Consider the following 21,852-nt stretch of genomic DNA (forward strand, 5'->3'; position numbering starts at 1 on the left):
TGATTCGCTCATTGCCCCTGCAGGTTGGCAGCATGGCTGAAGTCAAATCCGATAGTCAGCAGATCGACACGCTCGCGGCGATCTTGCGCCATCCGCTGTGGGAAGATGCCTTGGCCCTGTTGATGGGCACCACCATGGTCGCGCTGGGCATCACTCTCTATGCCCATGCGGGGCTGTTGACTGGCGGCACTGTGGGCGTGGCTTTTCTGCTCAAGTACCTGCTCGGCTGGTCGTTCGGCTGGTCATTCTTCCTGATTAATCTGCCCTTTTATGCGTTGGCCATCTGGCAGATGGGCTGGCAGTTCACCCTGCGTACCTTCTGCGCGGTCGGTCTGGTGTCGCTGTTGGCCGAGCTGACCCCACAGTGGATTGGTTTCGCCCAGCTGAATGTGCTCTATGCGGCCCTGTTCGGCGGCTTTGCCATGGGCTTGGGCCTGCTCATGCTGTTCCGCCATCGCGCCAGCTTGGGCGGGGTGAATATCCTTGCGCTGTTCCTGCAAGAACGCTTCGGCCTGCGCGCTGGCAAGGTGCAGATGGGTATCGACGTGGTAATCGTGCTGGCGGCGGTGTTCATCGTGCCGCTGGACAAGGTTGTATTGTCGATCCTTGGTGCAGTGGCGTTGAACATGGTGCTGGCGATCAACCACCGCGCCGGGCGTTATATGGGCGTGAGCTGACAGTCGTGTTCGACCTGTTGTGCATGGATTGCCCGGTGCGCGCGGCGCCCTCTGGTTTGACCGGTAAAACGCAAAAACCCGGCACCAGGCCGGGTTTCTGGGTGTGCGTGGGGGATCAGGGCACCAGCTTGTCCAGCAGTGCCTTGTCGCGCACTGCGCCCTTGTCGGCGCTAGTGGCGAGCAGGGCATAGGCCTTGAGCGCGGTGGTCACTTTGCGCGGACGCTTCTCCACGGGTTTCCAGCCTTTGGCATCTTGCTCGACGCGACGGCTGGCCATTTCCTCATCGCTGACCAGCAGGTTGATCGAGCGCTCGTGGATGTTGATCAGCACTTTGTCACCTTCACGCACCAGGCCGATGGCGCCGCCGGCAGCGGCTTCTGGCGAGGCGTGGCCGATCGACAGGCCCGAGGTGCCGCCGGAGAAACGACCGTCGGTGAGCAGGGCGCAGGCTTTGCCCAGGCCTTTGGATTTCAGGTAGGAAGTCGGGTAGAGCATTTCCTGCATGCCCGGGCCGCCTTTCGGGCCTTCGTAGCGAATGATGACGATATCGCCTGCCTGTACTTCGTCGGCGAGGATGCCGCGTACCGCGCTGTCCTGGCTCTCGAAGATCTTCGCGTTGCCTTCGAAGATATGGATGGACTCGTCCACCCCAGCGGTTTTTACCACGCAGCCGTCGACGGCGATGTTGCCGTACAGTACGGCGAGGCCGCCTTCTTGCGAGTAGGCATGCTCGACACTGCGGATGCAGCCGTTTTCCCGGTCGTCATCCACGGTATCCCAGCGCGTGCTCTGACTGAACGCGGTCTGGGTCGGAATGCCGGCAGGGCCAGCACGGAAAAAGGTATGTACGGCTTCATCGTCGGTCTGGGTGATATCCCACTTGGCGATGGCATCTGTCATGGTCTTGCTGTGTACGGTCGGCAGGTCGGTGTGCAGCAAGCCGCCGCGGGCGAGGGAGCCGAGGATGCTGAAGATGCCGCCAGCGCGGTGCACGTCTTCCATGTGGTACTTCTGGATGTTCGGTGCAACCTTGCACAGCTGCGGCACCTTGCGCGACAGACGGTCGATATCGCGCAGGTCGAAGTCGATCTCGGCTTCCTGGGCGGCAGCCAGCAGGTGCAGGATGGTGTTGGTCGAACCGCCCATGGCGATGTCCAGGGTCATGGCGTTTTCGAATGCCTTGAAGTTGGCCACGTTGCGCGGCAGCACCGAGTCGTCGTTGTCCTGGTAATAGCGTTTGCACAGCTCGACCGCTGTGCGCCCGGCCTGCAGGAACAGCTGTTCGCGATCGCTGTGGGTGGCCAGGGTCGAGCCGTTGCCTGGCAAGGCCAGGCCTAAAGCTTCCATCAGGCAATTCATCGAGTTGGCGGTGAACATACCGGAGCAGCTGCCGCAGGTCGGACAGGCGCTGCGCTCGTATTCGGCAACCGTCTCGTCGCTGGCGGTATCGTCGGCGGCAATCACCATCGCGTCGACCAGGTCCAGGCCGTGGCTGGCCAGTTTGGTTTTGCCGGCTTCCATCGGCCCGCCAGAGACGAAGATTACCGGGATGTTCAGGCGCAGGGCGGCCATCAGCATGCCAGGGGTGATTTTGTCGCAGTTGCTGATGCAGACGATGGCGTCGGCACAGTGGGCGTTGACCATGTACTCGACGGAGTCGGCGATGATCTCGCGGCTCGGCAGCGAATAGAGCATGCCGTCGTGGCCCATGGCGATGCCGTCGTCCACGGCGATGGTGTTGAATTCTTTGGCCACGCCGCCGGCGCGTTCGATCTCGCGGGCAACCAGTTGGCCCATGTCCTTCAGGTGCACGTGGCCGGGCACGAACTGGGTGAAGGAGTTGGCGATGGCGATGATCGGCTTCTTGAAGTCCTCGTCTTTCATCCCGGTGGCGCGCCACAGGGCGCGGGCGCCGGCCATGTTGCGGCCGTGGGTGGAGGTTTTCGAGCGGTAATCAGGCATGGCAATAAATCCTGCAAAGGCTGTTCAGGTTACGCCTGCAATGACTATCGCGTGGGCGACGGCACTGCGTGCGCAACGGGCTGTATAGGACGTTGTGGTGCGTATGTTGAGCCTGGTTCAGGCTCAAGGCAAACGGAAGTGACCATTTGCGGGGCCGGGCTTGGCGCGGGGTCTGCGCGGGCTCGGCCGGTGATGCGTCTGCCTGGGTGCGGCAGGATAAGGTTGATTCTAAGCCCAGGCGGTGTGGCGGCGAAAGCGCAGAGCGTTTAGTTAAGTAAGGCCATGTATCGGTTATGCGGGGCATGCAGCGATGCCCTGTAGGAGCCAGCAAGCTGGCTCCTACGAAGAGCTTCGACTCCCTACAACAGCTAACTTAGGCATAGCCATAGCCATAGTTAACGCATGAGCGGCTGTGAAAAACTCGCCTACTGCGGCCGCGCCCAAGCCTCTGATGCTGACATTGCGCTGATCTGTTCATAACATCTGAGCGGGTTATTCGATCAGTTCGACGCCGCGCAGGCGTTCGGAACGCCGGCGCAGCAGTTCGAGGGTCACCAGCAGGGCGATGGACACCAGGATCAGCAGGGTGGCGATGGCCAGGATGCTCGGGTTGATCTGCTCGCGCAGGCCCGAGAACATTTGTCTGGGAATGGTGCGTTGCTGCGGGCCGGCCATGAACAGGATCACCACCACCTCGTCGAACGAGGTGATAAACGCGAACAGCGCGCCAGAAATCACCCCGGGACGGATCAGCGGCATGATGATGTCGAAGAATACCCGCAACGGCGTGGCGCCGAGGTTGATCGCGGCGCGTGCCAGGGAATAGTCGAAACCGGTCAGGGTGGCGGTCACCGTGATGATCACGAAAGGTGTGCCGAGGGCGGCGTGGGCCAGAATTACCCCTAGGTAGCTGCCGGCCAGACCCATGTTGGAGTAGAAGAAGAACATCCCTGCCGCAGTGATGATCAGTGGCACGATCATCGGCGACAGCAGCAGGGCGGTGATGAAGCGCCGGTAGGGCATGTCGTCGCGGGCCAGACCGACCGCCGCGCAGGTGCCCAATATGGTGGCGAGCAGGGTGGCGAAGATGCCGATCATGAAGCTGTTCTGGATCGCCAGGATCCATTTCGGGTCGTTGAAGATTTCCCGGTACCAGCGCAGTGAATAGGCTTCCGGCTGCAGGGTGAGCATGCCTTCGGTAAAACTGAAGAACGGCTCGACGTTGAATGACAGTGGAATGATCACCAGGATCGGCATGATCAGGAACAGCAGCACCAGCCAGGAGCTGGTTTTCAACAGCCAGGCGCCGAGGTGGTGCCAGAAGCCAAAGTAGCTGGGGATTTTCATTGTCTGCTCCCTTTATCCCAGTTTGATATTGCTGGCACCGACGAAGCGGTCGTATACCCAGTACAGGAGCAGAATCAGGCCCAGCAGCAAGGAACCCAGCGCGGCGGCCAGTTCCCAGTTGTTCGAGCGCTGCATGTGGAAGGCGATGATGTTGCTGATCATTTGTCCATCGGTGCCGCCAACCAGCGCCGGGGTGATGTAGTAGCCCACGGAGATGATGAATACCAGCAGCGCGCCGGCACTCAGGCCCGGCAACGTCATGGGGAAGTAGATGCGGGCGAAGGCCGGAATCGGCTTGGCGCCGAGCGACATGGCTGCCCGCAGGTAGCTGGGGTCAATGCCGCGCATCACGCTGTACAGCGGCAGGATCATGAATGGCAGGAGGATATGGGTCATGGCGATGACGGTCGCGAACGAGGTGTAGAGCATCTCGAATGGCTTACCGATCAGGCCGGTGCTGAGCAGGAATGAATTGATCACGCCGTTGGTCTGCAGGAGCGCGATCCAGGCGGTGGTGCGAACCAGCAAAGAGGTCCAGAACGGCAGCAGGACCAGTACCAATAGCAGGTTGGCGCGGTTTGGCGGCAGGCTCGCCAGGTAATAGGCCAGCGGGTAGCCGAGCAGGGCGCAGCACAAGGTGATGACCAGCGCCATATTTAGAGTCTTGCCGTACAGCTGCAGGTAGATCTGCGTGTCTTCGCGTACCTGGATGCCTTGTTCCGGGTGCATCTCCAGGTCGAGGGCAGTCAGGTAATAGTCGTAGGTGTAAACCTTGCCCGCTCGCTGGATGGCATACCAGACCTCGGTTTTGCTCCAGTTGCGGTGCGCCTTCAGTAAGGTCTCGGCGCCTTGGCTTTCAAGCTGTTCGGCGTCGAGTCGGCCGACCTGACGGGCCGTGGCTTTGACCACGCTGGACATGCCCGTATAGGCGCGGTTGAACTCCTCGGACAGTTTGCCGGAAAGCCGCTCCTGGGCCAGGCCATGCAGCTCTCGGGCGAATACGTTCAGGGTGGTGTCATCAGGTACTGCTTTGCCGTCCCAGCGTTGCAGCTCTGCCAGGGTCAGCGGGATCAGTTCGGCCACGGCGGGGTGATGCACGCTGCGCCAGAGCATGCTGCCGATGGGCGCGACAAAGGTCAGGAGAATGAAGGCCAGCAGTGGTGCCACGAAAAGAAAGGCGGTCAGGCGTTTCTTGTTGCGGGCGCTAGCGGCTTGACCTGCTTCGGTAGTGGTAAGGGATGACAAGGCGTTACTCCGAAAATCCTGGTGAGGCCGATACCCTCACCCCAACCCCCCTCCCTACGGGAGAGGGGTTATTGCAGGCTTTACTTCAGCAGCCACTCGTTGAATTTCTCGCCGAGCGACTCACCGTAGTCTGCCCAGAACTCTGAACCGGCCTGTATGCCTTTATCCAGGTGAGCTGTGGGCAGGTGTGGCGAGGCGGTCGGGTCGGCCAGCGGCATGGAGGACTTGCGGGTCGGACCATAGGCCACGTCCGGCATGCCGGCCAGCGGCGTGGACCCTGTGGCGAAGGAGATGAACTTCAGTGCCAGGTCCTTTTTCGGCGAGCCTTTGACGATGGCCCAGGCATCGAGGTCGTAGACGTGACCGTCCCAGACGATCACAAATGGCTTGTTCTCCTGGCGGATAGCGTCATAGAAGCGACCGTTGGCTGACTGCACCAGTACTGCGCCGCCATCATTGAGCAGCTGCGGGGCCTGGGACCAGGAGTCGAACCAGACGATGTCCTTCTTCAGGCTGTCCAGCTTGGTGAAGGCGCGGGCCTGGCCTTCTGGCGTGGCCAGCACTTCGTAAACGTCCTTGGGCTCTACACCATCAGCCAGCAGGGCCCACTCCATGTTCACTTGCGGGCGTTTGCGCAAGGCGCGCTTGCCGGGGATTTTCGCGGTGTCGAAGAAGTCCTCGATGCTCGCCGCCTTGGTGCCGCCAATGGTCTGTTCGTTGTAGGCGAACACCACCGACCAGACGATATTGCCGACCGCGCACTCGCTGGCCAGGGCTTCGGGGATGAAATCTGCTGCGGCTGCGGTGCCGTCGATGCCAGCGGGCAGGATGCTGTGGTCGATGATTTCCAGCAGGCCCTCGGAGCAGGCACGCTCAAGGTCGATCACTTCGAAGTCGACCACATCCCACTGGATATTGCCGGATTCGACTTGGGCCTTGATCTCGGCCACGCCGCCGGAGTAGTCCTCGAACAGCACTTTTACGCCGCTGTCTTTCTGGTAAGGGTCGATGACGTGTTTTTTCTGTGCTGCGCCGTAGGCGCCGCCCCATGAAACCACGGTCAGACTGTCCTGAGCGCTAGCGGCGAAAGTCGCCGTGCCTAACGCTGCAGCCAAAGCGAATGTGGAAAAGCGGGTAGTCAGTAATCTAGCCATTGCTGTGCTCCATTGCTTTTAGTTATGTGGTTAAAGCGTAGTCGCGGCGACTGGGCGGTCCAGCGCTTGACTGTCCTGTGGCAGCCAGGCCAGTGCGACTTCATCTTTGTTGCTGAACTGCGGGGCCGAGCTGTCGTTGAGATTTTTCACTACCAGTTCTGTGCCGTCGGCAGTCGCGAAGTGATAGCGGATGTATTCGCCGACATAGTGGCGAGTCACAAAGCGCGCCTTGACCTGGTTGCCGGCACTGCCGAGGCGGTCGGTGAAGGTGAGTTTTTCCGGGCGGATCGAGACAGTCGTCGGCAGGCCGACCTCGCAACAGTTGGCCTTCAGGCTGCTGATCAGGCCGCCGTCCTCCAGGCGCACCTCGACGGTGTCGGTGCCGACCGAGGCAATGGTGCCCTTGAGCTTGTTGCTCTCGCCGATGAAGTCGGCCACAAACAGGTTGGCCGGACGCTCGTAAAGCACGTGAGGTGCTGCGCATTGCTGGACGATGCCGTTGTTGAACACGGCGATACGGTCGCTCATGGTCAGGGCCTCGGTCTGGTCATGGGTGACGTAGATCACCGTGAAACCGAGCTGTTCGTGCAGGCGCTTGATCTCGAACTGCATCTGCTCGCGCAGCTTCTTGTCGAGGGCGCCGAGCGGCTCGTCCATCAAGACGATATCCGGGGCAAAGATCAGGGCGCGGGCCAGGGCTACACGCTGGCGCTGGCCGCCTGACAGTTGTCCGGGGAAGCGATTGCCGAACTCCAGTAGCTCGACCAGCGACAGGTACTCGTCGACCTTGTCCTTGATTTCGTCTTTGGGTCTTTTGCGGATTTTCAGCGGGTAGGCGAGGTTTTCGCGCAAGGTCATGTGCGGGAACAGGGCGTACTGCTGGAACACCATGCCGATGTTGCGGGCGTAGGGGGCGATGCTGGTGACCGAGCGGCCGTTGATCAGAATTTCGCCGCTGGTCACGTCCTCGAACCCGGCGAGCATCATCAGGCAGGTGGTCTTGCCGGAGCCGGAGGGACCAAGCAGGGTGATGAATTCGCCCTTGGCCACATCCAGGTTGAAATCCTTGACCACCAAGGTTTTGTGGTCGTAGGTCTTCTTCACATTGGTGAATTGTAGGAACGCTTTGTCCCCAGCTTGCTCAGCCATAATCCTCCCCAGCTCCCCATCAGAACAGGTGAGTACGCTTGGCGCTCGCCCGACCACATCAGTCAACTGTCTCGTTCTTTTGTTGGTACGAGCAGCTGTTATGGAAATAACCAAAAGCAATAAGCACGCCAGCCAACGATAACCACGTACGGCTGCGCCTCCGGTGCCTCTAAGACTAGTCCAGCGTGGGGGTTGTGCTAGCGGAGTGGGGGAAGTGGTAACAACGTACGGGAAAGGGATACCTGCCGAAACGCACTCGGTTGGTGCGCGCGGGGGCTGGCAACCTGTTGAGAAAGGCTATGTGCCCGATAGGTGTTGCATGGGGGATTTTGGGCGCTTGCAACGGCCGCAATCGGTAGGGTGCGCCGTGCGCACCAAGAGTCTGCAGCCAGTGCTGGCGCGCACGCAGCACCCTACAGGGTCAGAGCCTCCGCACTTAAGCGCCGAGGCCTGAACGCAACACGCTACTGGGATGTATGCCTTGGGAGACCATTGCGCGTCTCGACTGTGCAGCGTTGCCATGTCGAGAAACGCAGTGGTCGCCGGGTACCACCCAGATTTTCTTCTGCTCAGCAGAACGCTCAGTGGCCTGTTAGCTGTTGGGCAGCAGGCGGCAGGTCAGGCTCTTGATGTAGCGAGTTTCGGCGATGGCCGGGTGTACCGGATGGTCGGGACCCTGGGCGCCGCGTTCGAGCAGTTGGATGTTGCGATCCAGGTGGCGGGCGCTGGTCAGCAGAATATTCTGCAGATCGTCTTCCGGCAGGTGCATGGAGCAGGAGGCGCTGACCAGGATGCCGTCCTTGTTGAGCAGGCGCATGGCGGCTTCGTTGAGGCGGCGATAGGCAGCCTCGCCGTTTTTCAGATCCTTCTTGCGCTTGATGAAGGCGGGTGGATCGGCAATCACCACGTCGAAGCGCTCCTCGGAGTTTTTCAGTTCCTTGAGCGCGGCAAACACGTCGCCTTCGATGCAGGCAACCTGTGCGGACAGGCCATTGAGGGCGGCGTTGCGCTCAACGCCGTCGAGGGCGAAGGAGGAGGCGTCCACGCACATGACTTCACTGGCACCGAAGGCGGCTGCCTGTACACCCCAGCCGCCGATGTAGCTGAACAGGTCGAGTACCCGCTTGCCCTTGACGTAAGGTGCCAGGCGCGCACGGTTCATGCGGTGGTCGAAGAACCAGCCGGTCTTTTGTCCTTCGATCACCGGGGCTTCGAATTTCACCCCGTTCTCTTCCAGCGCCACCCATTCCGGCACCACGCCGAAGACCGTGTCGACATAACGCTCCAGGCCTTCGGCGTCGCGCGCGGCGGAGTCGTTCTTGAGCAGGATGCCGCTCGGCTTGATCACCTGGATCAGCGCGGCGAGCACCTCATCCTTGTGCCGTTCCATGGTGGCGGAGGCCAGTTGCACTACAAGGATGTCGAAGAAACGATCGACCACTAGCCCCGGCAGCAGGTCGGAGTCGCCGAACACCAGGCGGTAGCAGGGTTGCTCGAACAGTCGCTCGCGCAAGGACAGGGCGACATTGATGCGATGCACCAGCAGGGACTTGTCCAGCACATGCTTGACGTCGCGCGACAGCAGGCGGGCGCAGATCAGGTTGTTCGGGCTCATCGCTACCACGCCCAGGGCTTTGCCGCCGGCCGCTTCGAGGATAGCCTGGTCGCCCGCGGCAAAGCCGTGCAAGGGCGTTGCGGCAACATCGATTTCGTTGCTGTACACCCACAAGTGACCAGCCCGCAGGCGTCGATCGGCGTTGGCTTTGAGCCGCAAGCTGGGCAGGGACATGGGGTGTTCTCCAGAAAAAGAGCGCGATTATAGCTGTTTCGCCAAGGGCCGGCGCAGGCCTGGTGGGTTTTCCGTGTGCACGAAAGTGTTTCCCGCTTGCCCGGTAGGGGGGCAACCCGGCTACACTTTGGCCTTCTGCCATTATTGTTGACTCGCCATGGCTCACGCCCTATCCGCCGAACAGATTCAAAAGGTCCTGCAAGGCATCAGTGTGCCGCCGCAACCACAGATCATGGTCGACCTGCAGATGGAGCAGGCTATGCCTGATCCAGACCTGAGGGCTATTGCCAAGCTGATTAGCCAGGATCCGGGTTTGTCTGGTGCGTTGTTGAAGATCGTCAACTCGCCGTTTTTCGGTTTGGCCAACCGTATCGCCTCGATCCAGCAGGCGGTCAACCTGCTCGGTTGCGATTCGGTTATCAACCTGATCAATGCCCAGTCGATCAAGGGCGAGCTGAGCGACGAAACAATCGTCACCCTCAACCGTTTCTGGGATACCGCCCAGGACGTGGCCATGACCTGCCTGACTCTGGCCAAGCGTATCGGTTACCACTCACCCGATGAGGCCTACACTCTTGGGCTGTTCCATAACTGTGGCATTCCGCTGATGGTCAAGCGGTTCCCCAGTTTCATGACGGTACTGGAAGAGGCCTATTACAGTGCCGGCAGCGAGTTGCGGGTGGTCGATACCGAGAATCGACTGCTCAATACCAACCATGCGGTGGTTGGTTATTTCACTGCGAAGTCGTGGAACCTGCCGCAGCACCTGTGTGAGGCCATCGCCAGTCACCATGATGCATTGGCGATCTTCAGCGATGACTCAGGCCGCGACGCGCAGCTGAAGACCCTGTTGGCAATCCTGAAAATGGCCGAACACATCTGTCAAAGCCATCGGGTACTGGGCAATCAGGCCGAGGACCTCGAGTGGCAGAGCATCGAGCAGTTGGTGCTGGAGTATGTCGGATTGTCCGATCACGATTTCGAGCACCTGCGCGAAAGTATTCGTGAGTTGGGCATGGCTTGAGTGGCTGTGAAAAAGGCGACGGCGTCAGGTGTTGCATGCAATGGGTGTGTGCACCGTGTGCGCTTGGCTAAGCTGGTGCTGAGCGCATTCCCATAGGTTGACTTAACTGCCGCCGCAGCTTTGCCGCTACGTAACCCAACAATGGCAGTGCGCGTGCGGACGTTGTGTTGGGTTACACGGCGCTCGGCAAACGCTGCGTTGGCCAACACCCGGTTTGCGCCGCTAACCCAACCTTGCCGACGACATTTGACCCGACACTACTACTGTTCTGCGGCGAGGATGGCGCTGGCCAGCTCCATGTCACTGGCCTGCAGGTCGGGGTGCTCGACGCGCAATCGGTTCAGCGCGGCTTCCAGATAAGGCCCGCGTATCTGTCCGTCACTAGCGACATAGCTGCTGGCATCGTCACGTGCCGGCACGACCAGCTTCTTGTCCTTGAAGGTCAGGTAGGTCGATGCCGTGGTTGCCCCGGACGAGAGGATGTCGCGCACCGTTCCGTCCGCGAATGTCGGGGCCGTGAAGGCGACGAGTACGGTAAAAATCAATGAATTTAAACGACGCATACGGGTGACTCCGATAGGTTTGCCTATGCAGTAGGAGTCCAGTTTGCTGTCGAGGGTTCAATTAGACCGACCAAGGGCAGGCATGCCTGGTTCGGATAGGCTGGGTCATCCTGCGCCGCCGTTAGCGGCGCGAGATGGCGGGCATTCACCCGCAGGCTTCGACTTTCAGCAGCACGCCGTCCTGGCCAATCACCCTGACCTGGCTGCCGGCCGGTAGATCCGGGCCGCTGACCAGCCACAGGGTATCGCCGGCCTTGATCTTGCCGTGGCCGTTGCTGATGGCTTCATAGAGAGCGAACTGGCGGCCCAGCAGCTCGCTGCCGCGACGGTTCAGTCCCGGCTGGTCGGAGGGCTTGGCCGCAGTGCGTTGGCGCCGCCACCAGTACACCGCGGTGAGTACCGAGAGTAAGCCAAACAGAATGAACTGTATGGCCCAGGGCAACTCCGGAAACAGGTAGGTCAGCACGCCGACGCAGGCGGCGGCGATGCCGATCCACAGCAGATAACCGCCCGCACCGAATACTTCGAGGATCAGCAGCAGAGTGCCAGCCGCGAGCCAGTTCCAATACGACAGGTGCTGCAAGTAGTCCCACATTTCTTAACCCTACTTCTTGTCACCGAAGGTGGCTTTGACGATTTCACCGATACCGCTGACCGCGCCGATTACCTGGCTGGCTTCCAGTGGCATCAGGATCACCTTGCTGTTGTTGGCGCTGGCCAGTTGGCCCAGGGTGTCGATGTATTTCTGCGCGACGAAGTAGTTGATCGCCTGCACGTTGCCGCTGGCGATGGCGTCGGAGACCACCCGGGTGGCTTCGGCTTCGGCGCCGGCAGCGCGTTCGCGGGCTTCTGCTTCGAGGAAGGCAGCCTGGCGTTGGCCTTCGGCCTCGAGGATTTGTGCCTGCTTCTTGCCTTCGGCAGTAAGAATGGCAGCGGCGCGCAGGCCTTCGGCTTCAAGGATCTGTGCACGCTTGATGCGCTCGGCCTTCATCTGTCCGGACATGGCTGCCATCAGGTCGGCGGGCGGGCTGATGTCCTTGATCTCGATGCGGGTGATCTTGATCCCCCAGGGAGCGGTCGCCTCATCCACGGTGCGCAACAGTTTCTCGTTGATCGCGTCGCGCTGGCTGAGCATGGCGTCCAGTTCCATCGAGCCGAGTACGGTACGGATGTTGGTCTGCAGCAGGTTGCGGATTGCGTGGGTGAGGTTGTTCACCTCATAGGCGGCCTGGGCTGCGTTGATTACTTGGAAGAAGCACACCGCATCGATCTGCACGGCGGCGTTGTCGGCGGTGATCACTTCCTGTGGCGGAATATCCAGTACGGTTTCCATCACGCTGAGCTTGTGGCCGATGCGGTCCATCACCGGCACGATGATGTTCAGACCCGGGGTCAGGGTGTTGGTGTAGCGGCCGAAGCGCTCGACCGTCCACTGCGAACCCTGGGGCACCACTTTGAAGCCCATAAAGACCACTGCGACGGCCAGGCCGACGAAGAGAAAGATCACGCTGCCGATTTCCATGAGGCGTATTTCCTTTTGGGTAGCTTGTAAGGTTGCGGCCGATTGTAAGCCTATGGCCGCGCTTTTGCCCGGCGCCAGGGCAAACTTATGAGTCAGTATGTGTGGCGTTGCAGGGCAGCCAGCAATTTTCGATCCCGCGCGTAAAGGTCATTGCGCAGGATCAGTTCGCCGTCGGCGTTGACCTCGGCAGTCCAGTAGGCGAGGACGATCGGCAGACGCTCGCGCATTGGGAATTCCGTGGTTTTGCCGCTGGCCAGCAGATGTGCGATCTCTGCACAGTCATCGGCCGGCAGCAGGCTGTCGAGCAGTTTGACGATGCCTTCGATGCGCACACAACCGGAGCTGAAGGCGCGCGGTGACTTGCTGAACAGGTGCTGGCTGGGGGTGTCGTGCAGGTACACGGAGAACGGGTTGGTGAAGCGGATGACCAGTTGCCCAAGGGGGTTTTTCGGTCCGGCATCCTGGCGCAGCATGATCGCCCCAGGGTTGTACCAGTCGACCGTGGCCGGATCGAGCAGGTTGCCGTTGCGGTCGAGCACGCGCAACTGCTGGCGCTGTAGATAACCGAGGTCGCGGCGGATCTCCGGCAGCTTGTCCTCGCGCAGGATGGTCGGCGGCACGGTCCATGTCGGGTTGAGGGTCAGGTGGCTGACCAGCGACTTCAACTGCGGCGTCTGGCGTGCCGGCCGTCCGACCTGAGCGCGGCCCTGCCACAGCAGCTGATGATCGCGGTAATAACTGAGTCGGCCGCCGGCAATATCCACCAGCATGGTTTCGGCCTCGATGTCACCGGCCAGCCAGCGCCAGCGCTCAAGGTTGACCCGCAGCTGTTCGAGGCGTTCGATGGCACTGGTATTCAGGGCGGTCAGGCTAGCCGGGCCGATCAGTGCGTCGGCTTGCAGACCATGGCGAGCCTGGAAGCGCTCCACGGCAGCGACCAGGGGCGCGTCATAGTGGTCGCTGGCGGGGCGTTCATCTATATAGCCTTCGGCGGCCAGTCGCGCCGCTAGCAGCGGAACGCGCGGATCGCGCATGTCCGGGCGTAGCAGGCGGCCGCTGGGAATCGGCATCCACTCGCTGCGTGGCAGGCGGCGACGCTCGGCGTAGGCCCGGCGCAGCTCTTGGTACTGATGCAAAGCCGGTCGCGCCGTGGCGAAGGCCGCCGGCAGGTCGTCGAGGCCCTGCCAGGCCAGGCTGAGCAGGCTGGTGGGCGGTGTCGGGTTGAGGCTGTTGGGCGCGCGCCAGAAGGGTTCAATCGATTCTTGCGCCACCCGGCCGCGCGCCAGGTGCTGCAGGGCTTGCAGGTAATTGTGGCTGATCAGCACGTCGGCGCAGGCGCGCTGCTGGGGATCCGTCGGCGGTGGGGCGCGCAGGCTGTCGAGCCGATACTCGCCCGGATCGAGGCCGTCGTCGGCCAGTTGCTCCAGTTCGTGCCGCAACGCCGCCCGCCGGCTAGGCTCCTGCCAGAGTGGGGCGAACGCTTGGCGCGCATACAGCTCGTGCAGCAGGCCAGGCACGTGCAGCGCTGTGCTCGCGAGCTGTGGCGCACAGACACTTGGTTGTGCGGCGAAGCTCTGGCGGATCGCCTGACTCGCGCTGTCATCGACGGCGTAGGCCTGGGCGGTGAGCGCGAGCAGACAGCCGGTGGTCAGGCAATGTGCGGTTTTTTTGTACAATCGCGAGTTGCAGTCCATGATTCGCCAGTTCTGTGATGACGCTATGTCGTCTGATTAGGTGATCGCAGTTCGGTTCATCGCCGGGGCGATTGAAAAAGGCGCTTGCAAGTGCTCGCGGACTGTTCGCCGCAGTGTACACAGGAGATCCCTGCACATGACCAACTCACTTCGCCGGCTTGGCCTCACGCTGACCGGGCTGTGCCTGCTGGCGTCGCCCTGGCTGGCGACGGCATCCGCTGCGCAACCATTGTTCGACGGCCTGTCGCGTGCCGCGCCCGGACTCGATCGCCAAGTACTTGAGCAGGCACTGGTGGCCATGCAGTGCGCGCTCAAACATGGCGCAGAGCCGGCGCAGCGCCTGGCGGTAATCGACTATGCCCAGCCGTCCACTGCCCGCCGCTTGTGGATCTTCGACCTGCAGAAACAAAGCCTGCTGTTGAGCGATCTGGTTGCCCATGGTCGTCATTCCGGTGAGAATTTTGCCACGCGCTTTTCCAACACCCAGGACAGCTATCAGTCGAGTCTGGGCTTGTTCCGCGCTGCGGAGAGCTACAGCGGCAAGCACGGCTATTCGTTGCGCATGGATGGGCTAGAGGCCGGGGTAAACGACCGTGCCCGCGCGCGCGCCATCGTTATTCACGCTGCCAGTTACGTCGATCCGCGCCTGGCCAAGACTCAGGGCCGGATTGGCCGCAGCCTCGGTTGCCCGGCGGTGCGCCCCGAAGTGGCGCGGATGGTGGTCGACCAGCTCAAGGGCGGCCAGTTCATCTTCGCCTGGTACCCGGATCAGGACTGGTTGCAGAGCTCCGCTTACCTCAACTGCCCGCCACGCAAGGGCGAGACGGTCGTCGCCCAGCGCTGAGCAGCTAAGCACAGGGCCCGTAGGTCGGGTTGGCGGCGACTGTCGCCATCTCGGCCGCAACATTGCTGCTGAACGCCGCGTAACCCGACACGGCGTCAGCAGGTTCTGGGCGATGATGGGTTACGCCGCGCAGAGAATGCAGCTCGATCAAATATCGCTCGAGCGGCTGACCCATCCTTCGGTTGAGCCGCGGCGGCGGTCGCTACTTCTGTTCGCTCTGCGGTGTGACCCTTAGCACTTCTTCGATGGTGGTCAGGCCGGCGGCGACTTTTTGCGCGCCGGACAGGCGCAGGCTGCGCATACCTTCTTTAAATGCATGCCGGCGCAGGGCGCTGAGGTCGGTGTCGGCGTTGATCAGCGATTTGACGGCATCGTTGAGCTGCATGATTTCGTAGACTCCGGCACGCCCGCGGTAGCCGGTATCGCGGCACTCCAGGCAACCCACGGCCTTGTGCGCGCCGGTTGGCAACGGCGCGTTCCAGGGTTTGGTCAGGCTCTGCCAGTCGTCTTCGCTGAGTTCGTGCGGTGCCTTGCAGTGCGGGCACAGGGTGCGCACCAGGCGCTGGGCCATGACCCCGAGCAGGGTGGCCTTGAGCAGATAATGCGGCACGCCCAGTTCGAGCAGGCGGGTGATGGCGCTGGGGGCGTCATTGGTGTGCAGGGTCGAGAGCACCAGATGGCCGGTCAGCGCGGCCTGGATTGCCATCTCGGCGGTTTCCAGGTCGCGGATCTCGCCGATCATGATGATGTCCGGGTCCTGGCGCATCAGCGCGCGCACCCCGCTGGCGAAGCTCAGGTCGATGTTGTGCTGCACCTGCATCTGGTTGAACGCACCCTCGATCATCTCGATCGGGTCTTCGATGGTGCAGACATTGACCTGGGGCGTGGCCAGTTGCTTGAGCGTGGTGGAGATCGTGGTGGTTTTGCCCGAGCCGGTGGGGCCGGTGACCAGGATGATGCCGTTGGGCTGGCTGGTCATGCTGGCCCAGCGCTTCATGTCGTCCGGTGAGAAGCCCAGTTGGTCGAAGCTTTTCAGCAGCACCTCAGGGTCGAAGATGCGCATCACCAGCTTTTCACCAAAGGCGGTGGGCAGGGTCGACAGGCGTAGTTCGATCTCGCCGCCCTCCGGGGTTTTGGTCTTGACCCTGCCGTCCTGGGGTTTGCGTTTCTCGGCGACGTTCATCCGGCCAAGGCTTTTCAGGCGGCTGACCACCGCCATGGTGACCTGCGGCGGGAACTGGTAGACGGTGTGCAGCACGCCATCGATGCGAAAGCGCACGCTGCCCTGCTCGCGCCGCGGTTCGATGTGGATATCGCTGGCGCGTTGCTGGAAGGCGTACTGGAACAGCCAGTCGACAATGTTGACGATGTGCGCATCGTTGGCGTCCGGCTCTTGATCCTGGGCGCCGAGGTTGAGCAGTTGCTCGAAGTTGCCGACGCCGCTGATCTTGCTATCGCCGGCGCTGGCGCCGCTAACCGACTTGGCGAGGCGATAGAACTCCACAGTAAAGCGCTGGATATCCGCCGGATTGGCGACTACCCGCTTGATCGGGCGCTTGAGTACGTGGGTCAGGTTGGCTTCCCAGCTGCGCATCAGCGGCTGCGCACTGGCGATGGTCACCGCATCCGGGGCCACCGCTACGGCGAGGATCTTGTGCCGTTGGGCAAAGGCGTAGGACATCAGCGGGGTAATGGCGGCGACATCGATCTTTAGCGGATCGATGCGCAGATAGGGTTGGCCGGCGAACTCCGCCAGCCAGACGGTGAGACTTTCCAGGTCGAGTTTTTTGCCCGGATGGCTGAGGTCGTCGACCTGCTGCGCGGCGAGAAACTCCAGCGGATGCTGCTGGTTGTTCACCGCACTACGACGAATGGCCAGGCATTGTTCGGCGCTGTCCTGATCGACCCGGCCCCGGGCGACCAGTTCGCGCAGCAGGTCGCCGAGGTCGAGGGTGCGGTCGGCGGTGGGCGAGGTGATGGCGGACATGGGGCTCCCTAAAGTCTTGGCTCTTGGCTGCACGTCGCAACGTGCAGGGGGACTGGGCGTCCCCCTGGCTCCTATGAGAAGCGCTGAAGCGATAGACGGATCGCTTGCAGCTTACTTCACCAACATTCTCCAGGACTTGAGCGATGCCACAATATGGGCCTGGGCTTGGCGTGCGGCCAGCGACTCGGGGTCGATGGCGCGGTTGGCCTGCTCGCTCAGTTTGCTCAGTTCGCCATACAGGCGATCGACTTCCGGCACCTCGAGTACGCTGCGAGCCATGCGCAGCCAGGCTAGCAAGCGCTCAATGCGCGGCAGTTGCTCAGCCAGGTCTTCCGGCTGCTTCTGGTAGCGGTTCAATTGCAGGTCACGGCCTTCCTCGGCCAGCAAGGTTGGCAGCCAGTTGCCCAGCGGTGCAGCGCCCTGACGATTACCGCGGCTGTTGCGCTCGGTCGTCCAGCCTTTGGCCAGCAGCCAGCGTGAGCTGTTCAGGGAGAACTGGCCCCAGCGCGTGCCCTCAAGTTCTGCGGCGAACTGCGCGGGTGCTGCCTTGCGCACGGCGTCGTCGAGTTGACCCGCTTGCACTCTCGGGCGCCAGTCGTTGAGCAGGGCGTCGAGGGTCAGGCGCAGCTCGCTGCTGCTGCTGCGTGGAGCGGCTTGGCCGAGGCTGCCAATCAATGCACGTATGCCGACCAGTTGTTCCAACCAGTCGACCAGCAGTCGCCAGTGGCCATTGAAGCGGTATTGCTCGGCCAGGCGCTGGCTGCTGCCGAGCAGATGCCAGGTGATGGCGGCAAAGCCGTCATCCAGGCTCATCTCGGCGTTCAGTTCGGGAGCTGGCAAGCTGAGGCTATAACTGCTGGCGTCGAACAGGCGGTAGCCGCGCTCGGCCTTGCTGATGTCGCACGGCATTAGCGGCAGATCGGCGGCGAGTTCGGCAGCCAACTCCAGCAAGGCTTCAGGTTCACCCTGACGCAGCTCCAGCTCCAGCTCGCAGATTTCTTCCTCGCCTTCTCCGGCGATGACTTTGCCAAGGTCCAGGGCTGCCTCGATGACCACCTTGGCCTTGCCGCGACCCCAGGCGATGTCGGCGCGCTCGCGGATGAAGTCGGTACTGAAGATCGGCTGCAGCAGGGTCTTGTCCAGGTCGGCCAAGGCAACTGGCCAACAGCTGTCGTCGAGCTTGCTCAGGTCCAGTTCGGCCTGTTCCAGGTACCAGTCGAATTCGTTGCGCTCGGACAGGCCGGCAATGCTCTGGCCACGACTTTTCAGGGTCTGGATAAAGGCGTCGCCATCGCGGCGGATGCGCAATGCGACTTTTGCCTGGGCCAGATCACGGGCGGGCGTGTCGTAATATTGATTAAACAGCTCGCGCTGCTCCCAGCCGCTCTTGTTGCGCTTCTTCAGCAGCGGGTGCTCGCGCAGGGCTGCCAGGGTGTCGCGGCTGACCCGCAATTTGATTTCGGTTTCTTTGACCATGATGGTGAGCTAAGCGCCTACAGTGAAATTGTGACAGTCTGATGATGCGTGCTGGCGAGCTTTTCGAGCGGTCCGTATACTTGCCGCCTTCTCTAACGCCTGGGTTCACCCAATGCCACTCAATCCATTCGCCAGTCTGTTCGGCCGCTCGCCCATTGGGCCGATGCAGAAGCACTTCGCCAAAGCCCATGAGTGCGCAGCGCACCTGGTACCTTTTTTCGACGCCGTGATGGCTGAGGATTGGGTCAAGGTCGCGCAGGTGCAGCAGGATATGGCGCGGCTAGAGGACGAAGCCGACAAACTCAAGAAAAGCGTGCGTCTGCATTTGCCCAAGAGCTTGTTTTTGCCAGTGCCGCGTTCGGATTTGCTTGAGTTGTTGAGTGTACAGGACAAAGTCGCCAACCGCGCCAAGGACATCGCCGGCCTGATGCTGGGTCGCGAAATGGCTATCCCCCAGCCCCTGCAGGCACTGATGCGCGCTTTCGTTCAGCGCACCGTGGATGCCAGCGCCCAGGCGCTCAAGGCAATGAACGAGCTGGACGAGTTGCTGGAAACCGGCTTTGGTGGTCGCGAAGCGGCGCTGGTCGAGTCCATGGTGGTGGAGCTTGAGCAGATTGAGCGCGACACCGACGTCATGCAGATCGAGGTGCGCCGCGTCCTGTTCAAACTGGAAAAGGACCTTCCCCCGGTCAACGTGATGTTCCTCTACCAGATCATCGAATGGATCGGCGATGTCGCCGACCGTGCCGAACGCGTCGGCAACCGACTGGAACAACTGCTGGCGCGCTAAGCGCCAGTTTCCTTTCTGGAATCTACGGATTAATTATTTATGTCTATGATTGCGGACTACGGCCTCGTACTCCTGCTGCTCGCCTGTCTCTTCGGCTTTTTCATGGCCTGGGGCGTAGGCGCCAATGATGTGGCTAATGCCATGGGCACCTCGGTTGGCTCGCGCGCGCTGACCATCAAGCAGGCGATCCTGATCGCCATGGTCTTCGAGTTTGCCGGCGCTTATCTGGCCGGCGGCCAGGTCACCGAAACGATCAAGAGCGGCATCGTCGATGCCGACCTGATTCCACCGGAGCTGATGGTGCTGGGCATGATGTCGGCGCTGCTGGCGGCCGGTACCTGGCTGTTGATCGCCTCGACCCGCGGCTGGCCGGTGTCCACCACCCACTCGATTGTCGGTGCGGTGATTGGCTTCGCTGCGGTCGGCGTGTCCATGGATGCGGTCAACTGGAGCGGCGTTGGCCCGATTGTCGCAAGCTGGGTGGTATCGCCGGTACTCTCCGGCACCATCGCCTTCGGTCTGTTCGTCAGCGTGCAGAAGTTGATCATCGACACTGATGAACCCTTCCTCAACGCCAAGCGTTTCGTGCCGCTGTATATGTTCGCCACCGGTTTTATGGTCAGCATCATGACCCTGACCAAGGGTCTCAAGCACATCGGCCTGGACCTCTCCAGTACTGAGGGTTTCCTCCTCGCCACGGGTGTCGGGGTGATGGTGATGTTGCTCGGCATTGCCCTGCTCAGCCGGATCAAGATCGACGTCGAGGCGGACAAGGACTTCCACTACGCCAGCGTGGAGAAGGTCTTCGCCGTACTGATGATCTTCACTGCCTGCTCCATGGCCTTCGCCCACGGCTCCAACGACGTGGCCAATGCCGTCGGTCCGCTGGCGGCCATCGTTGGGGTAATCCAGTCCGGCGGCGAAGCAGTCGGGGCCAAGGCGGCGCTGCCAGCCTGGGTGCTGCTGCTCGGCGCTGTGGGTATCGTCATCGGCCTGGCCACCTATGGCTACAAGGTGATCGCCACCATCGGCAAGCAAATCACCGAACTGACCCCGAGCCGTGGTTTTGCCGCCGAACTGGCCACTGCCACCACCGTGGTCGGCGCCTCGGCCATCGGCTTGCCGGTGTCCACCACCCATACCCTGGTCGGCGCAGTATTGGGCGTCGGCCTGGCGCGCGGTATCGGTGCGTTGAACCTGGGCGTGATCGGCAAGATCTTCATGTCCTGGCTGATTACCCTGCCGATCGGTGCGGCCCTGGCCATCGTGTTCTTCTATATCCTGCGCGGCATCTTCCTCTGAGCTAGCGGTTTCATCCGTACCGGCGTTGCCCCTATGATGGCGGCAACGTCCGCGGAGACCGTCAATGCCCCTGCCTTCCTTCAAAGAGCAATTCGCTGCGCTGATTGCTGCGCCTTCGGTGAGTTGCACCCAGGCGCACTGGGATCAGTCCAATCGCCCGGTGATCGACTTGCTCTCCAGCTGGCTCGGCGACCTCGGTTTTGCTTGCGAGGTGCAGGAAGTCAATCCGGGAAAATTCAACCTGCTGGCCAGTTACGGCAGCGGTCCTGGCGGCCTGGTGCTGGCTGGGCACAGTGACACCGTGCCCTTCGATGCGGCGTTGTGGCAGAGCGACCCGCTCAAGCTGACCGAGATCGATGGCCGTTGGGTTGGTCTCGGCAGTTGCGACATGAAGGGCTTCTTCGCCTTGGTTATAGAGGCGGTACAACCCCTGCTGGAGCAGCGCTTCCAGCAGCCGCTGCTGATTCTGGCGACCTGTGACGAGGAAAGCTCGATGTCTGGCGCCCGTGCTCTGGCCGCTGCTGGCCGGCCACTGGGGCGTGCCGCGGTGATCGGCGAGCCAACCGGGTTGAAGCCGATCCGCTTGCACAAGGGGATCATGATGGAGCGCATCGATATTCTTGGGCAGAGCGGTCATTCCTCCGATCCGCGTCTCGGTCATAGCGCACTAGAGGCAATGCAGGATGTGCTCATCGAGTTGCGCGGTTTGCGCGGCCAATGGCAGCGCGAGTTCAACAACCCACAGTTCAGTGTGCCAGTACCTACCCTGAACCTCGGCTGCATCCACGGTGGCGACAACCCTAACCGCATCTGCGGTCAGTGTTCCCTGGAGTTCGACCTGCGCCCATTGCCGGGCATGCAGCCGGAGTTGCTGCGTGCGGCGATCCGCCAGAAGCTGCAACCGCTGGCCGAACAGCATCAGGTCAAGATCGACTACGCCCCGCTGTTCCCCAGCGTGCCACCGTTTGAGCAAGCCGCCGACAGCGAGCTGGTGCGCCTGGCCGAACGCCTGACCGGGCACAGCGCGGCGTCGGTGGCGTTTGCCACTGAAGCGCCTTATCTTCAGCAGCTTGGCTGCGAGACCCTGGTACTCGGCCCGGGTGATATCGACTGCGCCCACCAACCGGGCGAGTACCTGGAAATGTCACGTCTCGAGCCGACCGTGCGTCTGTTACGGGAACTGATTCAACACTACTGCCTGACCCCGGCCCCATGAGCCTGTATGCGGCCCTTGTCAATTGGAGGAGAACGCGCGTGATGCCCCGACTGCGACGATAAAGCGGATACCGATGGCTGCCTCGTCCGGCGCTCGCGCGCCTTGTTTAT

The 21,852-nt window shown here is 61.7% G+C and carries 18 protein-coding genes; 6 read left to right on the forward strand and 12 right to left on the reverse strand.

Annotation, left to right across the window (positions count from 1 at the left end; all coding sequences use genetic code 11):
* Window positions 1–32 precede the first annotated feature (32 nt).
* Entirely contained in the window at window positions 33–677 is a 645-nt protein-coding gene (locus Q8K09_RS20220; RefSeq protein ID WP_305256800.1) for a YitT family protein, read from the forward strand.
* Window positions 678–792: 115 nt separating this feature from the next.
* Here Q8K09_RS20220 and ilvD read toward each other — a convergent pair whose 3' ends face one another.
* The 6 genes from ilvD to Q8K09_RS20250 form a co-directional block, all read right to left on the reverse strand.
* On the reverse strand, window positions 793–2,640 hold the full coding sequence (ilvD, locus tag Q8K09_RS20225) for a dihydroxy-acid dehydratase (protein WP_305256801.1): 1,848 nt from the start codon (window positions 2,638–2,640) through the stop codon (window positions 793–795).
* Between the two features lie 492 nt (window positions 2,641–3,132).
* Window positions 3,133–3,987 (reverse strand): ABC transporter permease, encoded by an 855-nt coding sequence (locus tag Q8K09_RS20230; protein WP_305256802.1) that lies wholly within the window; start codon window positions 3,985–3,987, stop codon window positions 3,133–3,135.
* 12 nt (window positions 3,988–3,999) lie between these two features.
* Window positions 4,000–5,232, reverse strand: a complete 1,233-nt coding sequence (locus Q8K09_RS20235; protein ID WP_305256803.1) for an ABC transporter permease — start codon at window positions 5,230–5,232, stop codon at window positions 4,000–4,002.
* An 80-nt stretch (window positions 5,233–5,312) separates the two neighbouring features.
* Window positions 5,313–6,386 carry an ABC transporter substrate-binding protein gene (locus tag Q8K09_RS20240; RefSeq protein ID WP_305256804.1) on the reverse strand — a complete coding sequence of 358 codons (1,074 nt, stop codon included), beginning with the start codon at window positions 6,384–6,386 and terminating at the stop codon, window positions 5,313–5,315.
* A gap of 30 nt (window positions 6,387–6,416) precedes the next feature.
* A complete protein-coding gene (locus Q8K09_RS20245) occupies window positions 6,417–7,535 on the reverse strand; it encodes an ABC transporter ATP-binding protein (protein ID WP_305256805.1) in 1,119 nt (372 codons plus the stop codon).
* A gap of 592 nt (window positions 7,536–8,127) precedes the next feature.
* The gene (locus Q8K09_RS20250; protein WP_305256806.1) at window positions 8,128–9,324 is read right to left on the reverse strand and encodes a class I SAM-dependent rRNA methyltransferase; all 1,197 of its coding nucleotides are present in this window, start codon (window positions 9,322–9,324) and stop codon (window positions 8,128–8,130) included.
* Between the two features lie 211 nt (window positions 9,325–9,535).
* Here Q8K09_RS20250 and Q8K09_RS20255 point away from each other — a divergent pair, with 211 nt between their 5' ends.
* Complete coding sequence (locus Q8K09_RS20255; protein WP_305256904.1) at window positions 9,536–10,348, forward strand: HDOD domain-containing protein; 813 nt, start codon at window positions 9,536–9,538, stop codon at window positions 10,346–10,348.
* Between the two features lie 260 nt (window positions 10,349–10,608).
* On the opposite strand, the gene Q8K09_RS20260 is transcribed toward Q8K09_RS20255, so the two are convergent.
* From Q8K09_RS20260 to Q8K09_RS20275, 4 genes are all read right to left on the reverse strand, one after another.
* Window positions 10,609–10,911, reverse strand: a complete 303-nt coding sequence (locus Q8K09_RS20260) for a DUF2388 domain-containing protein (protein ID WP_305256807.1) — start codon at window positions 10,909–10,911, stop codon at window positions 10,609–10,611.
* A gap of 145 nt (window positions 10,912–11,056) precedes the next feature.
* Window positions 11,057–11,506: an NfeD family protein gene (locus Q8K09_RS20265; RefSeq protein WP_305256808.1), complete on the reverse strand. Its 450-nt coding sequence runs from the start codon at window positions 11,504–11,506 to the stop codon at window positions 11,057–11,059.
* A gap of 9 nt (window positions 11,507–11,515) precedes the next feature.
* The gene (locus Q8K09_RS20270; protein WP_305256809.1) at window positions 11,516–12,433 is read right to left on the reverse strand and encodes an SPFH domain-containing protein; all 918 of its coding nucleotides are present in this window, start codon (window positions 12,431–12,433) and stop codon (window positions 11,516–11,518) included.
* Between the two features lie 92 nt (window positions 12,434–12,525).
* Window positions 12,526–14,109 carry a murein L,D-transpeptidase gene (locus Q8K09_RS20275; protein WP_305256810.1) on the reverse strand — a complete coding sequence of 528 codons (1,584 nt, stop codon included), beginning with the start codon at window positions 14,107–14,109 and terminating at the stop codon, window positions 12,526–12,528.
* A 154-nt stretch (window positions 14,110–14,263) separates the two neighbouring features.
* On the opposite strand from Q8K09_RS20275, the gene Q8K09_RS20280 reads away from it, so the two are divergent.
* Window positions 14,264–14,971, forward strand: a complete 708-nt coding sequence (locus tag Q8K09_RS20280) for a murein L,D-transpeptidase catalytic domain family protein (protein WP_305256811.1) — start codon at window positions 14,264–14,266, stop codon at window positions 14,969–14,971.
* Window positions 14,972–15,173: 202 nt separating this feature from the next.
* Here Q8K09_RS20280 and Q8K09_RS20285 read toward each other — a convergent pair whose 3' ends face one another.
* Both Q8K09_RS20285 and Q8K09_RS20290 read right to left on the reverse strand, forming a co-directional pair.
* Window positions 15,174–16,958 (reverse strand): GspE/PulE family protein, encoded by a 1,785-nt coding sequence (locus Q8K09_RS20285; RefSeq protein ID WP_305256812.1) that lies wholly within the window; start codon window positions 16,956–16,958, stop codon window positions 15,174–15,176.
* 111 nt (window positions 16,959–17,069) lie between these two features.
* Window positions 17,070–18,434 carry an inorganic triphosphatase gene (locus Q8K09_RS20290; RefSeq protein WP_305256813.1) on the reverse strand — a complete coding sequence of 455 codons (1,365 nt, stop codon included), beginning with the start codon at window positions 18,432–18,434 and terminating at the stop codon, window positions 17,070–17,072.
* A 112-nt stretch (window positions 18,435–18,546) separates the two neighbouring features.
* Between Q8K09_RS20290 and Q8K09_RS20295 the strand changes: the two genes are divergently transcribed.
* The 3 genes from Q8K09_RS20295 to argE all read left to right on the forward strand — a co-directional run bounded on the left by Q8K09_RS20295 (window position 18,547) and on the right by argE (window position 21,742).
* Window positions 18,547–19,224, forward strand: coding sequence for a TIGR00153 family protein (locus Q8K09_RS20295; protein ID WP_305256814.1), 678 nt, complete (start codon window positions 18,547–18,549; stop codon window positions 19,222–19,224).
* Window positions 19,225–19,263: 39 nt separating this feature from the next.
* Window positions 19,264–20,526: an inorganic phosphate transporter gene (locus Q8K09_RS20300; protein ID WP_305256815.1), complete on the forward strand. Its 1,263-nt coding sequence runs from the start codon at window positions 19,264–19,266 to the stop codon at window positions 20,524–20,526.
* A gap of 64 nt (window positions 20,527–20,590) precedes the next feature.
* Entirely contained in the window at window positions 20,591–21,742 is a 1,152-nt protein-coding gene (gene argE, locus Q8K09_RS20305) for an acetylornithine deacetylase (RefSeq protein WP_305256816.1), read from the forward strand.
* The last annotated feature ends 110 nt before the right edge of the window (window positions 21,743–21,852 follow it).

This window comes from Pseudomonas sp. (genome assembly GCF_030683065.1).
Lineage (GTDB): Bacteria > Pseudomonadota > Gammaproteobacteria > Pseudomonadales > Pseudomonadaceae > Aquipseudomonas.

What these genes read in the sequence shown, in the direction of transcription:
- Q8K09_RS20220 (WP_305256800.1), top strand. Translation starts at nt 33, where the DNA reads ATGGCTGAAGTCAAATCCGATAGTCAGCAGATCGACACGCTCGCGGCG.
- ilvD (WP_305256801.1), bottom strand. Translation starts at nt 2,640, where the DNA reads ATGCCTGATTACCGCTCGAAAACCTCCACCCACGGCCGCAACATGGCC.
- Q8K09_RS20230 (WP_305256802.1), bottom strand. Translation starts at nt 3,987, where the DNA reads ATGAAAATCCCCAGCTACTTTGGCTTCTGGCACCACCTCGGCGCCTGG.
- Q8K09_RS20240 (WP_305256804.1), bottom strand. Translation starts at nt 6,386, where the DNA reads ATGGCTAGATTACTGACTACCCGCTTTTCCACATTCGCTTTGGCTGCA.
- Q8K09_RS20245 (WP_305256805.1), bottom strand. Translation starts at nt 7,535, where the DNA reads ATGGCTGAGCAAGCTGGGGACAAAGCGTTCCTACAATTCACCAATGTG.
- Q8K09_RS20250 (WP_305256806.1), bottom strand. Translation starts at nt 9,324, where the DNA reads ATGTCCCTGCCCAGCTTGCGGCTCAAAGCCAACGCCGATCGACGCCTG.
- Q8K09_RS20260 (WP_305256807.1), bottom strand. Translation starts at nt 10,911, where the DNA reads ATGCGTCGTTTAAATTCATTGATTTTTACCGTACTCGTCGCCTTCACG.
- Q8K09_RS20265 (WP_305256808.1), bottom strand. Translation starts at nt 11,506, where the DNA reads ATGTGGGACTACTTGCAGCACCTGTCGTATTGGAACTGGCTCGCGGCT.
- Q8K09_RS20270 (WP_305256809.1), bottom strand. Translation starts at nt 12,433, where the DNA reads ATGGAAATCGGCAGCGTGATCTTTCTCTTCGTCGGCCTGGCCGTCGCA.
- Q8K09_RS20280 (WP_305256811.1), top strand. Translation starts at nt 14,264, where the DNA reads ATGACCAACTCACTTCGCCGGCTTGGCCTCACGCTGACCGGGCTGTGC.
- Q8K09_RS20285 (WP_305256812.1), bottom strand. Translation starts at nt 16,958, where the DNA reads ATGTCCGCCATCACCTCGCCCACCGCCGACCGCACCCTCGACCTCGGC.
- Q8K09_RS20290 (WP_305256813.1), bottom strand. Translation starts at nt 18,434, where the DNA reads ATGGTCAAAGAAACCGAAATCAAATTGCGGGTCAGCCGCGACACCCTG.
- Q8K09_RS20295 (WP_305256814.1), top strand. Translation starts at nt 18,547, where the DNA reads ATGCCACTCAATCCATTCGCCAGTCTGTTCGGCCGCTCGCCCATTGGG.
- Q8K09_RS20300 (WP_305256815.1), top strand. Translation starts at nt 19,264, where the DNA reads ATGTCTATGATTGCGGACTACGGCCTCGTACTCCTGCTGCTCGCCTGT.
- argE (WP_305256816.1), top strand. Translation starts at nt 20,591, where the DNA reads ATGCCCCTGCCTTCCTTCAAAGAGCAATTCGCTGCGCTGATTGCTGCG.